A 14,784-nucleotide genomic window follows, 5' to 3' on the forward strand; every position below is an offset into this window, starting at 1 on the left:
TTCTTCCAGGGCATCCCTGCACCAGTCAGCATTCTAACCCCGGCCCGCCAGCATCCACTGTGCCATAGAAAGACTGTCCAGCAGAGCAGCGGCACCGGTGTAATCGCTGACCTGTCCCGACGTTATGAAGAAGCTCAGCGGTCGTCCGTTCTGATCCGTTATCGCATGTAGCTTCGTGTTCATGTCGTCTTTTGTCCGATCGATCAGGTGCCCTGTATCTCTTTTTTAGGCGCAGGCTTGAAGCCGTGCGATGTGCTTTGAGATAGGTCGCATCAATCATAATGGTCTGAGGCTCGGCTTTCGCAGCAGACAGGCCATCCGTCATCTACATGAAAATGCTCATTTTCAGTCTCCGCGCAGAGCGTGAATCAGATTTCCGCAATCAAATCAATGGGTCCTGAGCCTAGGAAGCTTGTCAGCATGGGCGATTCAATGTCGTGATGTTGCTTAAGCCAGCACGCGAAATCCTGTCTGCACTATCAGCATGCTGGATCTTGGTAGTTACTGACGCTATCCTCGTTAGAACTGATGTTAAGGGGCGCAGATAAGATGAGGCAGGATGCTGGCGATATTATTGGTTTGCATCACGTCGCCATAATCGCATCCGATTATCAGCGCTCTCGCGCATTTTATGTTGATTTGCTGGGCTTCAAGGTCATCGCTGAAAATTTTCGCGCCGAGCGTAATTCATGGAAGTGCGATCTTCAGGTCGGTGATGTCCAGATTGAACTCTTTTCTTTTCCGCAGGCTCCCCCTCGGGTTTCGCGGCCAGAAGCCTGCGGACTGCGCCATCTCGCATTCCGTGTTCAGGACATTGCCAGGGTCGTACAACGTCTAGAGGGGCACGGAATTGTTTCGGAGCCAATTCGCAAAGATTCCTATACGGGTCGCCTGTTTACCTTTTTCGCTGATCCGGATGATTTGCCACTCGAACTCTATGAAATGTGAGCGCCCTCAAATTAAGGAGACTATGCTGTCTGAGAGCCAGATGAAGCGGATTGAGCCGCTTTTTCTGCTGGCGCAGGGAGTACCACGCATGGAAGAGCGGGATCGTTTATGTGATTCGCAACGGCCTTCAGTGGAAAGACGCTTCGAAATCGTATGGTCCGCACAAGGCTTTATATAATCGCTTTATCCGGTGGAGCTGTCTCGGTGTTTTTGACAGGATTTTTGTCGTCCTGACAGAACAGGCTAGCCGTTCGAAGCTTCTGATGATCGATGCAATACACTTCAAGGTACACCGGGCATCGACGGGCCTGCTCAAAAAGGGGCTTTTTCCCGCCATATCGGACGGACAAAAAGCGGCCTGAACTCAAAATTTTATGCCGTGCGCGATGATCAGGGCCGATCTGTCCGCCTCCATCTGACTGCTGGACAGGTCAGTGATTTCAAAGGTGCTGCTGGCGGACCTGTCGGGTGAGACAGAAGAAGTGATCGGGAATACGACAGTAATAAAATTAGACAGCCTCTCGCAGACCGGAACGTCACCACCTGTATTCCATCAAAGAAAAACAGGAAATCAAAGCGGCCTTACAATTGGCATCTTTATAAAAGCGCCATTTGATCGAAAGCATGTTCACGAAATTGAAAGACTGGCGAAGGGGGGGGCATGACTGCTGCGCTCATACATTCATCTTCGCAATCCAAATCGTAGCAAGCTTCATCTTCTATCTTAAAGAATGAGTCCTGAGCGTAAGGCGGTCCTTGGGGGCAGGCTTGGAGATGTGTAAATTAATTATTCAGACTGAAATTAGATGGATCGAAAAATCCTTTGGTTTGAGGTTTTCTGTATGATTTCATCATTGCGGCAATGATTGGGGATGCTGGAAGGTGAGCGATCTGGAGGGATCGAAGAACCATTGGTTGATCCGCTCCAGGAAGATGAAGCGGTGCATGTTGTAGACGATACTGGCCAGCCCGATCCTCATGGTGGCCCGGGTGAGGCCTACGATTCGGACGAACAACCCTGTCTGTGATTTCTGATCGGCAAAGACATGCTCGATACGCAGGCGGATCACGGGCTTTCCAGCATTCGCTGTCCGCCCATAGACTTGAGATGCGGCTTGTTTTCTGTGAACCTTTGAAAAAATCCCTGTTTTTCCATGAAGTCCTCATTGGCTTTTGAGCGATATGTCGTATCCGCCCAAACCGTTGAAGCTGTATTAGTTTTATCCAACGGGCACTTTCTCAGCCGCGCGCCATCACTGGTGGCGGTATCCGTCGTTTTCCATTTGCGGATGAACCGGAACTTCAGGTCGAGGGAGACGTAGGATTTGTAGCCAAAGAACGGGATGGCAAGATCACTCGATGGCATGGTTTCATCATCCTGTCGCTTCGCTTTGGTGAATTTCAGCGTCCAGCGCGCATGATGATCTTTTTGCGAGCTTGTCCTGCCAGAATACGCCCTGCCCGAAGGTCGGCTTTCTCAGTGTTGGTATTGCGCTGCTTTGGAGTAGCCACCAGCGTTGCATCCAGGATCTTGAACACCAGCACCGGATCAAATGGCGGTCGCCCGCCTTTACTCCCAGTTGAATAGGCCAGAGCCTTCTTCAAAACAGTGCGGAACAATTCAAAATCCACAATCTGGGAAAACGCTTCGAGTTGATCACCAGTCCTGCTCAGACTCTCTTCAACATCAAAGAAACCAGTTTGCTTTATGACCCATATCCCCAATCATCGCAGAAGAAATGGAATCACAGGGCAGCTCTCAAAATAGAGGGTTTTTCGAACCCTCCAAGTGGTCTGAGATAATGTGTTTAGTATGTAAATAACTTGATTTTTGTGCTGTATTTTACACGAAAATTGAAGAATATATGTAATAGTCTGGCAATAAAAGAAAAGTTATTTTCAATTTTTGTAGTGAGGAGCATATTGGCGAAAACAAAACTATGACTGCTGCCGTTTCTGAACGACGCGATGCAGAAGGGTGACGTAAATCTTGCAATCTCTTTTGGGTTCTAAGGGGATTTAATCAGTTATATCCTTGCACCGTTTAGGTTGTGGGAGAATAAAAATTCTTAAAAATATAATTTTCAAGGATTTAGGATGGTGGGCGCGACAGGGATTGAACCTGTGACCCCTGCCGTGTGAAGGCAGTGCTCTACCGCTGAGCTACGCGCCCATCCGTGGGACGGGCTTTTAGCAAGACGTTGTTTTCATGACAAGATCTTTTTCGTGGGGAGCCGCATTGTCCGTTGCGGTTCCCGTGTTGCAATGGTTCAGAAGCCGAACATGTGGTCCAGCGAGAATGCGCCTTTTCCGTTTTCCAGGCCGTGATAACCGAAAAGGCGGCAGGTCAGGTCTCGGATCAGGACGTACCCCCCTTCCCCGGCATGATCGAGGTGCGAGCCATCAAATAGTTGGTGCGGGCGGATCATGAATGACCCGTTGGGCGCAATTGTGATGGTCGTCTGGGTAATTAAGGACCCATTTGCGCCATGAAGCAGAAGAACGGTTTCCGAACTATCGGTCCCTTCGACGGAAGCCGGATGAATCAGGCAGCAGAAGCTTCGGAGCGTCTCCTGTCCTGCCTTGTGTCCCAACTTTAGAAAAAGTCGTGTCGTCAGGCCCGGCGGTGGGCCTGAGTACGATTGCGGCTCCGAGCGCCAAGTCATGAGCGTATTGAAGATATGGGCGCCGAAACTGGTTTCAGCGGCGTGAGCGCTTTTCCGATTTCGATAGCGCATCAGGGCGTGCAACCAGCCATCAGCTTCGCCGCCATCGCGGAAATCATAGACCAAATCGGCATGACCCGGTCGATCCATCAGGGTATGCAGTGCAACGGCTGTGTCATGGTTCCGGGATAGATTGCCGAGGAAATGCGATCCGACCTTTCCTCCTGCTTCATCAAACAGATCGAGCCTTACGGGAAGAGACTGAAGCGCTTCGGACATGGGGTTGGGCTGCAGGAAAGTCTCGAACTGTTTTGGATCCAGGATTGGAAACGGCAGCAAAAACCCACGACCCAGCGACGGCGCAAATTGACGGATGGCAGGATCAGGGCGCAGATCGTCTCGTTCTACGTTTAGATGGGCGATTCGGGTGCGGCCTCGCTGCGTGATTTCATAGCGGGGACGCACAAGATGTCGGCCCGAACGCAGTTCAAGCTGTGCAGGCCAGTGCAATCCGGGAAAAAGCGTACCAACATCTACGGCCACCGTCTCAAACGGCCCTACAGTCCGATCGAGCGGATGCGATCTACCTTCTCCCATCCGGTTGAAGGTAATGCCTCCTGCTGGAATGGTGGTCGCATGGCTGTTCTGCACCCAGACGATCAGCGTCTCGTCGGGTTCAGGGGCAGGAAGCGTTGCGTAACACACGGAAGGCCAGGCATTGGCATCATGCGTGACGGAGAGGCTCGGATCGCCGTTTTTGCCCCAGCTGTCGAGAGCATATTTGACGACGTCATGTCCGCGCGCGCCCAGTACATGGATGAAAAGTTGTCCCGTAAATTCTGGTAGATCAAAGCGACGACGGATATCGGCGCTGTCAATCGTGATTCCTGCCCCGGCTTCAGTCACCGGTTGTTCCCACTGGGCCAGTACCTTGCCTGCTCCGTCATAGAGCCGCATCCAGTAACGCAGGTTCTCCGCCGCATAGCTGGACCAGTAATTGGCGGTTACGATCCGGCAGGAAAACTGCTTCGTTTCGCGGAAAAAGGCGAAGTTGGTCGCGAAGTTCAGTTTGTCCAGATAGGGACGGCCTGCAACTAGCATCTCGTCTGGCAGGCGCGCGGGAGCGAGCGTGTAAAGATTTCGGTCTTTCTGAAGCCCCTTTAGCCGGGTCCGCATCTTGGCATCTTCAAAAGACAAAGCAAGGATAGCATCCGCTTCGGTCGCGGGAAGATCCACGAGCGCACGAAGTGTTCCGCCAAAACCGTCCGGCTGCCCTACCCGCTCCGTATCATGAACATAGACGCAGGCCGGTTTCAGTCCTGGATAGAGCGCGGCCAGTGTGCGGGCAGCGTCATCCGGATCGTATACAGCCAGTGTCCGCCCTGCGAATTCGGCTTCCATCCGGACGAGTGCTTCCGTGGCCAGCGGATGCGCCAGCGCCTTGTACAGAACATTGCCACCCTGCGGACCAAAGGTGCGGATATCGAGCATACAGGGGCCCTTTCAGAGCTTCAGACGTCGGCGCATTTCTCTCGCCACGAGGGGGGTATCGTCAAGCGGCATGACATTCCATGGAACCTGTGCTGGATCGAACCACTTAACCCGCCCGGCGTCCTCAAGGGTTTTTACAAAGCGTGAAATTCGGCTGGAACGGCCTGGAAGCGGGAAAACCAGCACGGGGGCTGACGTTGCCACGGCTTCGGAAATCATCGAGACACTGTCCGTCGTGACGGCAATCATGTCTGCGCAGGCCAGCATGCCCATATAAGGGTTGTCGCCCCCGCTACCTGTCAGAACGGCAATGCCATGAGGCTCCAGCCGTTTGCGAAAAATGGCCACGGCAGCGGGATCGGTCCGGCGCGAAGGTGTAAGGACGGCCTGTATGTCGTTGCGCTTCGTGAAAGTGATGATTCCTTCTGCCATCCGCTCCGCTTCAACCGCCCCCAGCGAGAAACGACCATTGGCGCCGCCAACCAAAATGGATAACAGCGGTCGTGCGCCCTGTTTCAGGCGCTCTTCCCACTCGGTCCGCGCCACAGCGAGCTTTTTTGGTGTGACGGGGTGCAGTGCATTGCGCGAAATCAGGACATTCGGTCCACTGATGTCATCATGCGTATTGGCAATCACGAGCTCGAACCTGCTGACCGGCATGCGCGGGTTCTGGATCTGCACGACCGGCAGTCCCTCGCGTCGGGCCACGGCTCTGCCGATGACGCCTCCTGTTCCTCCGATACAGATAATGAGGTCTGTGTCTTCGGGAATCCTGATGGGATTGACCCGACGCAGCGGAGATGGCCAGTAACGCGCGGGAAAACGCGACCAGAAAGGCTGGATGCACACAGGCTGGAAATCCCACTCCAGACCGGCCTTTTCAGCCAGTCCCGCCCCCTGCGCCCGCATGCCGGCGAAGTCCTCTGCGATGATGATGGCCTTCATGAGGGAACTCCGTAAAAAAGAAGGTATTTCCCGAACTGTAAGAAATTTGGCAAGAAGCGCACATGATAACGTCCCAGCCGCGCCCTGCCTCGCCGACCGCAACGTCCGTCACTCCTGCTCCCGGGTTTGAGGAGCTTGGGTTGATTGCACCCCTGCTGGCAACTCTTGCCCAGGCCGGACACAAACGTCCGAGCCTGATCCAGGCACAGGCCATTCCCCCTCTTCTGGAGGGCAAAGACGTTCTGGTTGGCTCCCAGACAGGCAGCGGCAAGACAGCCGCTTTCGTGTTGCCCATGCTCCAGAAGTTGACGGAAGCTGGTCCGGCTCCCGGTCCACGTGCGCTTATTCTGGAACCTACGCGCGAGCTTGCAGCACAGACCGCTGCTGTCTGCCGCCAGCTCGGGCGTCGGCTCGCCCTGAAAACGCGCGTTATCTGTGGCGGGACATCCCGTGAGCAGCAGGTCCAGTCCGTCAGCGATGGGGTTGATATCATCGTTGCGACGCATGGTCGCCTTCTTGATCTGGTCATGCAGGCCGATCTCGTTCTGGAACATCTCACCTATCTGGTACTGGATGAAGCGGATCGTCTGTTGGATGAGGATTTCTCTGCCAGCATGACGGCCCTAACACCCTATTTCCCGGACCAACCACCCCAGACTGTTTTCTGCTCGGCTACATTGCCTGAGCCGGTAATGGATCTGGCTAGGCGTGTGACACGCAATCCCGTCCGCGTGGAAATCGCAGCAGAATCCTTTACCCCTAAAAACATTCGTCAGCGGGCGATTTTTGTAGAGAAGGACGACAAGCCCGAGACTGTTGCCCGTCTTCTGAAGCATTTTGAAGGCCGCAGCATCGTTTTCGCCCGGACGAAAAACACGGTAGATGCCCTCGCCAAAACGCTGCGCCGGCATAACCTGCGGGTCGAAACCCTGCATGGCGACCGAACGCAGGGTGCCCGCAACAAGGCACTGGATCTGTTTCGTCAGGGGCGTGTTCCGGTTCTGGTCACGACCGATATCGCCTCGCGTGGTCTCGACATTCCGGATGTGGATCTCGTTATCAACATGGACATGCCCGAAACGCCGGAAGCCTATGTGCACCGCATTGGCCGGACTGCCCGCGCCGGCCGTAAGGGCGTGGCGTTCTCGCTAATCAATATCGACGAACGTACGTTCCTGCGCGATGTCGAAAAGCATATCGGCTACCGTGTCCGGATCGCGACGGAAGATTCGCTGGACCGCTAGGACATCTCACGGCTGGCGAGAATATCCCTCGCCAGATTTTCCCATTCCTGCCCGCTATCAACCTGCGGGCGAACGGGTGGAGGCGCCTCAAGGATATTCTCCAGCGCTGTCGCAATCGCCACCGGTTCTGGCGCGCACAGAACGGCCTGTGCATCGCCCGAAAACTGCTCTACCAGCCCCCCGACCCTGGTCGCCACGACATAGCGCCCGCTGGCAATCGCCATGGCCCCGACGCCACTCTGGGAGGCTTCACGATAGGGCAGCACCACAATGTCGGCCCATGCGATGAGGCGGGGAAGTTCGTCTTCCGCGACCCAGCGGTTCTCGACCCTGACCTGCGCCAGTGCCGCCAGTCGCCCCAGTTCCGGGCTTTCAGGTCCCTGGCCTACAACCCGACATTCGAAATCACGTCTGACATGCGGCAAAGCTTCCGCCAGCAGGTCCAGCCCCTTGTAGGGCAACAGACGGCCAAACATTAGGATGCGCGGGGCTCCCTCATGGGCGAACGGTGGCGCGGCTGCTCCCCCAATGAACGGCGGATGGGCCAAGGCGACGACGGGACAGTCTAAGGCATCCGGCCCGGTGGTCAGTCCATTGGCGACATGCCGGCTGAACGTGACGATCTGGTCGGCCTGACGGATCAGCCTGCGTTGCAAGGCTGCCTGTAAAGGATAGCCGTCTCCCGGATGTGGCTGCGCATCGTGTACAATGAGCATAATTTTCACGCCAGCCCGTCGCAGCATATACGTCATCAGCAGATCTAGGGGGCCCGGCATCGCACAGATCGCTACATCCGGACGGAAGTCTCTTACAATCCATCCCAGCTGGCGTAGAAATCCGGGCGCCGTCAGCAGGCGCGCCACCAGACCCCGGAAGGAACTATAGGTCGCAATTTTCACGACCGCGTCTGGAGCGTTCCGGCTCTGAAGAATTTCCGCACGGTCTGATAGGCAAAGCAGAACATCTGTACCAGTCAGGCGTTTCAGCCCATCCGCCAAATCTACGGCAATCCGCGGCCCGGCTCCCCGTCGCCCCCATTGCCACACCAGAATGCGGTCGGCAGATGTTGTCACGCTTGGATCCCAACCGCCAGAGCCGCTTCCCGTAGTGTCGTACCATCCAGGCGCGTGGCGATCCTCTGTCTGGCATTCGCACCTAGGTGTGACCGCAAGCCCGGATCTGCGGCTGCCGTCCGCAGGGCCGCCACAGCGGCATTTTTGTCGGCAAGCGCCCATTTCGTGTCTGGCATGTCCCAGATCCCGCGTGGATCCCGCGCCGGAACCAGCGTGTACGGGACCGGCAGGCCGCACGTCCCGTCCAGAAACTCAGTCGTCGCCGACCAGTCTGTTGCAATCACGCACCGCCCCAGCGCCATGGCCTCCGCCACGACAAGCCCGAACCCTTCACTGCGATGGAGGGAGAGCACGATATCTGCACAGACCGTTAAGGCAAGCCGGTCGGCGCCGCTGAGTTGCCCGGTCTCGATCCGAATATTGGTCGCTCCCCCGGTGGCTGCTCGGATCTTCGCCAGGTCGTCAGGATAATGTTCGGTATGGCCGATCTTCATGAGCAGGAGCCGGTCTGAACGATCCCCGAAGGCAGCGCGAAACGCCTCGATCATCTCAATCGGGCTTTTGCGCACCATGCTGGAAGAGAGGCTGAACGAAACAAGAACAATCACGCAGTCTTCTGGTAACCCGAAAGATGCCCGGTCACGATCTGAGGGTTTCTGTTCCGCAAGGCCCACCGGATGCTCGACGACCCGCACAGGGCGCCCCAGCGTACGAAAAGCCTGAGCGGTAAAATGTGACGGAGCCCAGATTTCATGGACATGACGGCGGGCATGACGCCATGTCTGTGGCATAATTGGTAGTTCCCAAGCCCAGTATCCAATGACTCGCCGTCCAGTTCTCAGCCAGCGTGGCATGAAAAGCTGTACATAAGGCAGCATCGGTGCATTGACGTGAATTATCAGTGCTGCGCCCGGCCCCGTTGCGTCACCTTCAAGAACGCGTCGGTCAATGTCCCATGTTGCGCAGGGAATATTCATGTCCCGCAATGCCTGAACCATCAGACGCGCTCCCTCGCCCAGCCCCGAACTGCGGCTGAACTCTCCCGCTACGATCATCCCGTGTGCCGGAATAATTTTGTGCGGCCTGAGCGCGGGGGCTGTAAGCGCCGTGACCCGTGCGAAAAACCGCCTTCGGGATTCGGCAGGAAGCTGCTGCCACAATTTGTGAAAAAAGGAGAGAGACTGTTTCATCGTCTGTTCATGTGCCGTCTGTACCTGGGTCGTGACCATGGACACGGGCTGTAATCCGCGAAAAACCGGGCGGAGTACGGAAAGGGGAGGCGCCAGATCAATCTCGACGAAATGTGACTCTCTTCAGGCCCTGCCGAAGAAAAAGGCAACATTCCCTCTCTGGTGAGCTGTCCCCAACGTGCTTACACTACAACCCATGACCGATCCATGTCCTATGCCCCTTGGTGCAGGTATGGCTCCCCCGGGCGACCGGATGGGGAGCAGTTGGTCCTGTTCTGTATCGTTGGGTTCACGGGGACCATGAGTTGCAAGGCGGGACAGCGGCACCATCCGCTCCGGATCCGTCAGCCCCGTCTGTCGGAAACGTTGCCGGGGCTCGGCCGCCCGCCCTTGGTCTTCAACGTGGCCCTTTCGCCCCCCGATCTTTTATCGTGGCGTGCACCTCCTTCGGGAATACCTGGCGTCTGGGTTTTCGATTCGGGCCGTTCCGGCCCAGAGATAGTCATCATGGCCATGGTGCATGGCAACGAATATGCCGGGGGATGGGCGCTTGAAAATCTCCGTAGGGGTGCTCCTGTCTTGTCCTCCGGACGCCTGACGCTGATTCTGGCAAATCTAGAGGCCTTTGATCGCTTCGATGCTGCCAATCCGGTCATGTCCCGTCATGTCGACGAGGATCTTAATCGTCTGTGGCACAATACACGTTTGAACAGTCGCGAGCATTCCAGCGAACTTGAGCGTGCCCGTAAGATTCAGCCCTATATTGCCCGGGCCGACCTGCTGCTGGATTTACATTCCACGCTATGGCCATCTGAACCCCTGTTCATTGCTCCCCCCCGTCAGAGATCGACCGAATTGGCCTGCGCTTTGGCGGGTGGCAAGGAACTGCCGCAGATGGTCCTAACGGATCTCGGGCATCATGGTGGATCACGGTTGATCGAGCATGCGCATTTCATGTCGCCGGGCGGCACGGGACGCAGTTGCCTCCTGGAGGCTGGTCCTCACTGGGAGCCTTCCACCGTCACGGTTATGGAAAGCGCGATTGCACGCCTGCTGGCGGAGGCCGAGACCATCCATCTTCGTGGACAGGCGACCGAGGAGTCCCGTCAGACGGAAATGGCGGTGGTGACGGACAATATCATCGCCCGGAATGCGGATTTCAATTTTGTCAGGCCATGGGAGGGTGGGGCTATGATTCCTAAAGCAGGAACGCCCCTCGCTCATGACGGGCATGATCTGATCTGTACACCATATGATGAGTGTCTGTTGATCATGCCCAATCTTCGTCCTCGTCGGGGACAGCTTGCGGTCCGTCTGGCCAGACGGACCGCAGCACTGTTCAGATCTTAGGCAGACGCGCGGTCATAGATCGGGAAGCGGCGGCACAGGGCCTTTACTTCCTCATGAACCCGGGCCGTGACGGCCTCGGCATTGTCCTCCTCAAGAGCCGCCGTCAGCACTTCGTCAATCATGCGACCGATTTCGCGGAACTCGGCTTCTCCGAAACCACGCGCGGTTGCAGCTGGGCTACCCAGACGAATACCGGAGGTCACGAACGGCTTTTCCGGATCGAACGGGATGGCGTTCTTGTTCGCCGTAATGCCGGCACGTTCCAGAATGGCTTCGGCCAGCTTGCCAGTAACCTTCTTAGGACGCAGATCCACGAGGATCAGATGGCTGTCCGTGCCGCCTGTGACGATGTCGAAGCCACGGTTCTGAAGCTCGTCCGCCAGCGCGCGGGCATTGGCAAGAACACGCTTCTGATAGTTCTTGAACTCATCCGAAAGCGCTTCACCGAACGCAACGGCCTTGCCCGCGATGACATGCATGAGTGGACCACCCTGCAGGCCTGGGAACACGGCGGAATTTACCTTTTTCGCCAGTTCCGGATCGTTCGTCAGGATGATGCCACCACGCGGGCCACGCAGCGTTTTGTGGGTCGTGGACGTCGTGATGTCCGCAACCGGAACCGGGTTCGGATACAGGCCAGCGGCAACCAGACCGGCAAAATGCGCCATGTCCACCATCAGATACGCACCGACTTCATCGGCGATCTTGCGGAAGCGGGCGAAGTCGATGACGCGCGGATAGGCAGAACTGCCCGCCACGATGATCTTCGGCTTGTGTTCGCGGGCCAGCGCTTCCATCTGGTCGTAATCGATCAGCCCGTCCTCAGCGCGCACGCCATACTGTACTGAGTTGAACCACTTGCCCGAGTAGTTCGGGGCCGCGCCATGCGTCAGATGTCCACCAGCCGCGAGGCTCAGGCCGAGAATCGTATCGCCCGGCTTGGCCAGTGCCATGAAAGCGGCCTGATTGGCATTGGCGCCGGAATGCGGCTGCACGTTTGCGAACTCTGCGCCGAACATCTTTTTCAGACGCTCGATGGCGAGGTTTTCAACGCGGTCCACGTCCACACAGCCGCCGTAATAGCGCTTGCCTGGAAGGCCTTCGGCATACTTGTTCGTCAGCACCGAACCCTGTGCTTCCATGACGGCGAAAGAGGCCATATTCTCCGAAGCGATGAGCTCGATGCCGTCCTGTTGGCGCGTCAGCTCCTCGTTCAGAATGGTGGCAACTTCGGCATCAGCCTCCTTGAGGGGGGCATGAAAGAAACGATTCAGCGTGGACTGGCTGGCGTGTTCCGACATCGTGGTCCATTCTCCAGGGTGAGTTCGGCATGTGACTAGCCCAGATTTCCTGCCTCGGCAAAAACAATCCGCCTATCAAACGAGGATCCTTCATGACCACTCCGCTCTGGCGGACCAAACCCGTATCTTCCGCAGCTGACAGCCAGACTGGCCTCAAGCGTGTCCTCGGTCCGTGGCAGCTCGTTGCCTTGGGCGTCGGTGTGACGATCGGTGCTGGCCTTTTTTCTCTCACGGGCGTTGCCGCCGGCCAGAATGCTGGCCCGGCTGTGACTCTCTCTTTCGTCATCGCAGCGGTAGCCTGCGGTTTCGCGGGCCTCTGCTACGGTGAACTTGCCAGCATGATCCCTTCGGGCGGTTCAGCCTATTCCTACGCCTATGCGTCGATGGGCGAGTTGATCGCCTGGATCATCGGCTGGGATCTCGTGTTGGAATATACCGTGGGCGCTGCGGCCGTTGCGTCCAGCTGGTCAGGCTACCTTGCGTCGTTGCTTGAGGGCTGGGGCATCCATATCGATCCCCGTCTGCTGGCAACGCCAATGACGCCTGTCACGATGCCGGATGGAAGTATGGCCTCGGCCTGGTTCAACTTCCCGGCTGTCTGTGCGCTCTGGGGTGTCACGGCTCTGCTCATGCGCGGCGTGAGTGAGTCTACGACTATCAACACGATCGTTGTCTGCATCAAGCTCACCGTTATCGTCGCTGTGATTGCGGCCTGCGCACCGCATATCAGCTTCGCGCACTACCATCCGTTCATTCCGCAGAACACCGGTACATTTGGACAGTTCGGCATGTCCGGCGTCATGCGAGCCGCCGGCATGGCCTTTTTCGCCTATCTAGGCTTCGACATCGTCTCCACTACTGCGCAGGACAGCCGCAACCCGGCGCGCGACATTCCCGTTGGTATTCTGGGAAGTCTGCTCGTCTGCTCCGTGGTCTATGCAGTGTTCTCAATGGTCCTGACAGGCGTGGTTGATTACCGCGCTATGGCGAATGACCCGAGCCCGGTTGCTACGGCCATCGATGTCGCCGGCATGCCCTGGCTGGCCAGTTTTGTGAAACTCGGCATCACGGCCGGATATATCTCGGTCTTATTCGGGCTCCTAATGGGGCAGGTGCGCGTCTTCCTGATTATGTCCCATGACGGCCTGTTGCCGCCAGTCTTCTCGAAGCTCAATGCCCGAACCCATACGCCCTGGACGTCACATCTGATGTTTGCAGCGCTGACCAGCGTGTTTGCTGCGGTGCTTCCGATTGCTCAGCTCGGCAATATGACGTCCATCGGTACTTTATTGGCTTTCATCATTGTCTGCGTCGGCGTTCCAGTCCTGCGTTACAGATATCCGGACGCCCCGCGGCAGTTTCGGGTTCCGGGTGGTCTGCTCGTTCCCTTGCTCGGAATACTATCTTGTGGTGCAGTGATGGTATCGCTCGACAGGTTGACCTGGATCAGACTTGTTGTCTGGCTCGCTATTGGACTTTCTGTCTATTTTGCGTACGGCATCCGCAACAGTCGACTTTGCAGGGACTGAAGTTAGGCGCATGATCGGGGGTATGAGCAATGCAGCATACCCCCTCTCCCGTCCGCGGCGTAATCGCCACGATGCTTTCACCCGTCGTCTGGTGCAGGAACATCGCCTGCATGTCGACAACCTGATCTGGCCGATTTTCGTCTGCGAAGGTGAAAACCAGCGCCAGAAGGTCGACTCCATGCCGGGCGCCGAACGCGTCAGCGTGGACAATGTCGTGGAACACGTCCGGCAGGCTGTGGACCTCGGCATCCCGGCCGTCGCCATCTTCCCTGTCACGCCCATGAGCGTCCGCGACGCTACCGGGACCGAGGCCCTCAACCCGGACAACCTGATGTGCCGTGCCTCGCGCACCATCAAGGAAGCTTTCCCTGATCTGGGTATCATCGGCGATGTGGCGCTCGACCCGTACACTGATCATGGCCATGACGGCGTCATTGAGAACGGCCGCATTCTCAATGACGCCTCCGTCGAGATCCTGCGTCAGCAGGCTCTTAATCAGGCCCGAGCCGGGAATGATATTATCGCTCCGTCCGACATGATGGATGGTCGCGTTAAGGCTATTCGCGAAACGCTTGATGGCAACGGCTACGACACGACGCGTATCATGGCTTACACGGCCAAGTATGCCTCCGCCTTCTATGGCCCGTTTCGTGATGCCTTGGGTTCCGGCAGCCTGCTACACGGAGACAAGAAGACCTACCAGATGGACCCTGCCAATTCCGACGAAGCCATGCGCGAAGTCGAGCAGGATCTGCGTGAAGGTGCGGATATGATCATGGTCAAGCCGGGTATGCCGTATCTCGATATCATCCGTCGCGTTCGAGAGCGCTTTGAGGTACCGACTTTTGCCTATCAGGTGTCTGGCGAGTACGCGATGCTGATGGGGGCCATTCAGAACGGCTGGCTCGACCGTGACCGCACGATCATGGAAAGCCTGATGGCCTTTAAACGTGCTGGATGTAACGGCATCCTTACCTATTTCGCGCTGGATGCCGCCCGCCTTCTGCGGAGCGAACGCTGAAAAGCAGGCGCACACGCGGCGTTCAG

Annotated in this window: 12 protein-coding genes, 1 tRNA gene and 2 pseudogenes; 7 read left to right on the forward strand and 8 right to left on the reverse strand. The window is 56.9% G+C overall.

Going from position 1 to position 14,784, the window contains the following annotated elements; all coding sequences use genetic code 11:
- Window positions 1-36: 36 nt before the first annotated feature.
- Window positions 37-316: pseudogene (locus GSP01_RS07230) on the reverse strand (transposase); the annotation flags it as partial.
- A 233-nt stretch (window positions 317-549) separates the two neighbouring features.
- Here GSP01_RS07230 and gloA2 point away from each other — a divergent pair.
- The 3 genes from gloA2 to GSP01_RS14915 all read left to right on the forward strand — a co-directional run bounded on the left by gloA2 (window position 550) and on the right by GSP01_RS14915 (window position 1,613).
- Window positions 550-948 (forward strand): SMU1112c/YaeR family gloxylase I-like metalloprotein, encoded by a 399-nt coding sequence (gloA2, locus tag GSP01_RS07235; RefSeq protein WP_174787564.1) that lies wholly within the window; start codon window positions 550-552, stop codon window positions 946-948.
- Between the two features lie 50 nt (window positions 949-998).
- Window positions 999-1,310, forward strand: a complete 312-nt coding sequence (locus tag GSP01_RS14910) for a transposase (protein ID WP_141352199.1) — start codon at window positions 999-1,001, stop codon at window positions 1,308-1,310.
- A gap of 72 nt (window positions 1,311-1,382) precedes the next feature.
- Window positions 1,383-1,613: a hypothetical protein gene (locus tag GSP01_RS14915; protein ID WP_141352202.1), complete on the forward strand. Its 231-nt coding sequence runs from the start codon at window positions 1,383-1,385 to the stop codon at window positions 1,611-1,613.
- Window positions 1,614-1,799: 186 nt separating this feature from the next.
- Here GSP01_RS14915 and GSP01_RS07250 read toward each other — a convergent pair.
- From GSP01_RS07250 to GSP01_RS07265, 4 genes and pseudogenes are all read right to left on the reverse strand, one after another.
- A pseudogene (locus GSP01_RS07250) lies at window positions 1,800-2,658 on the reverse strand (IS5/IS1182 family transposase).
- A gap of 388 nt (window positions 2,659-3,046) precedes the next feature.
- Window positions 3,047-3,121 (reverse strand) — tRNA-Val (locus GSP01_RS07255).
- Window positions 3,122-3,218: 97 nt separating this feature from the next.
- Window positions 3,219-5,105 carry a hypothetical protein gene (locus GSP01_RS07260; RefSeq protein ID WP_141352204.1) on the reverse strand — a complete coding sequence of 629 codons (1,887 nt, stop codon included), beginning with the start codon at window positions 5,103-5,105 and terminating at the stop codon, window positions 3,219-3,221.
- A 12-nt stretch (window positions 5,106-5,117) separates the two neighbouring features.
- Window positions 5,118-6,050, reverse strand: coding sequence for a mitochondrial fission ELM1 family protein (locus tag GSP01_RS07265; protein WP_141352206.1), 933 nt, complete (start codon window positions 6,048-6,050; stop codon window positions 5,118-5,120).
- Between the two features lie 62 nt (window positions 6,051-6,112).
- Between GSP01_RS07265 and GSP01_RS07270 the strand changes: the two genes are divergently transcribed.
- Window positions 6,113-7,294, forward strand: a complete 1,182-nt coding sequence (locus tag GSP01_RS07270) for a DEAD/DEAH box helicase (protein WP_141352208.1) — start codon at window positions 6,113-6,115, stop codon at window positions 7,292-7,294.
- Here GSP01_RS07270 and GSP01_RS07275 read toward each other — a convergent pair.
- Together GSP01_RS07275 and GSP01_RS07280 are read right to left on the reverse strand one after the other, a co-directional pair.
- Complete coding sequence (locus tag GSP01_RS07275; protein ID WP_141352210.1) at window positions 7,291-8,367, reverse strand: glycosyltransferase family 4 protein; 1,077 nt, start codon at window positions 8,365-8,367, stop codon at window positions 7,291-7,293. The two genes, GSP01_RS07270 and GSP01_RS07275, sit on opposite strands and share 4 nt — an antisense overlap.
- Window positions 8,364-9,596: a glycosyltransferase family 4 protein gene (locus GSP01_RS07280; RefSeq protein ID WP_141352212.1), complete on the reverse strand. Its 1,233-nt coding sequence runs from the start codon at window positions 9,594-9,596 to the stop codon at window positions 8,364-8,366. Before GSP01_RS07280 ends, GSP01_RS07275 begins: the two co-directional genes overlap by 4 nt.
- Window positions 9,597-9,764: 168 nt before the next feature.
- Between GSP01_RS07280 and GSP01_RS07285 the strand changes: the two genes are divergently transcribed.
- Window positions 9,765-10,907, forward strand: a complete 1,143-nt coding sequence (locus GSP01_RS07285) for a M14 family metallopeptidase (protein WP_228123791.1) — start codon at window positions 9,765-9,767, stop codon at window positions 10,905-10,907.
- Here the strand turns inward: GSP01_RS07285 and glyA are convergent.
- Entirely contained in the window at window positions 10,904-12,208 is a 1,305-nt protein-coding gene (gene glyA / locus GSP01_RS07290) for a serine hydroxymethyltransferase (protein ID WP_141352214.1), read from the reverse strand. The genes GSP01_RS07285 and glyA overlap by 4 nt on opposite strands.
- 92 nt (window positions 12,209-12,300) lie before the next feature.
- Between glyA and GSP01_RS07295 the strand changes: the two genes are divergently transcribed.
- Window positions 12,301-13,737 carry an APC family permease gene (locus GSP01_RS07295; protein WP_141352216.1) on the forward strand — a complete coding sequence of 479 codons (1,437 nt, stop codon included), beginning with the start codon at window positions 12,301-12,303 and terminating at the stop codon, window positions 13,735-13,737.
- A 10-nt stretch (window positions 13,738-13,747) separates the two neighbouring features.
- Window positions 13,748-14,758 (forward strand): porphobilinogen synthase, encoded by a 1,011-nt coding sequence (gene hemB / locus GSP01_RS07300; protein ID WP_141352218.1) that lies wholly within the window; start codon window positions 13,748-13,750, stop codon window positions 14,756-14,758.
- The last annotated feature ends 26 nt before the right edge of the window (window positions 14,759-14,784 follow it).

The sequence above is a fragment of the Gluconobacter sphaericus NBRC 12467 genome (assembly GCF_006539125.1).
GTDB lineage: Bacteria > Pseudomonadota > Alphaproteobacteria > Acetobacterales > Acetobacteraceae > Gluconobacter > Gluconobacter sphaericus.

Excerpts from the sequence above, each read along its gene's own strand:
- hemB (WP_141352218.1), top strand. The coding sequence starts at position 13,748 with ATGATCGGGGGTATGAGCAATGCAGCATACCCCCTCTCCCGTCCGCGG.
- gloA2 (WP_174787564.1), top strand. The coding sequence starts at position 550 with ATGAGGCAGGATGCTGGCGATATTATTGGTTTGCATCACGTCGCCATA.
- GSP01_RS07265 (WP_141352206.1), bottom strand. The coding sequence starts at position 6,050 with ATGAAGGCCATCATCATCGCAGAGGACTTCGCCGGCATGCGGGCGCAG.
- GSP01_RS07295 (WP_141352216.1), top strand. The coding sequence starts at position 12,301 with ATGACCACTCCGCTCTGGCGGACCAAACCCGTATCTTCCGCAGCTGAC.
- GSP01_RS07260 (WP_141352204.1), bottom strand. The coding sequence starts at position 5,105 with ATGCTCGATATCCGCACCTTTGGTCCGCAGGGTGGCAATGTTCTGTAC.
- GSP01_RS07270 (WP_141352208.1), top strand. The coding sequence starts at position 6,113 with ATGATAACGTCCCAGCCGCGCCCTGCCTCGCCGACCGCAACGTCCGTC.
- glyA (WP_141352214.1), bottom strand. The coding sequence starts at position 12,208 with ATGTCGGAACACGCCAGCCAGTCCACGCTGAATCGTTTCTTTCATGCC.
- GSP01_RS07285 (WP_228123791.1), top strand. The coding sequence starts at position 9,765 with ATGTCCTATGCCCCTTGGTGCAGGTATGGCTCCCCCGGGCGACCGGAT.
- GSP01_RS07280 (WP_141352212.1), bottom strand. The coding sequence starts at position 9,596 with ATGGTCACGACCCAGGTACAGACGGCACATGAACAGACGATGAAACAG.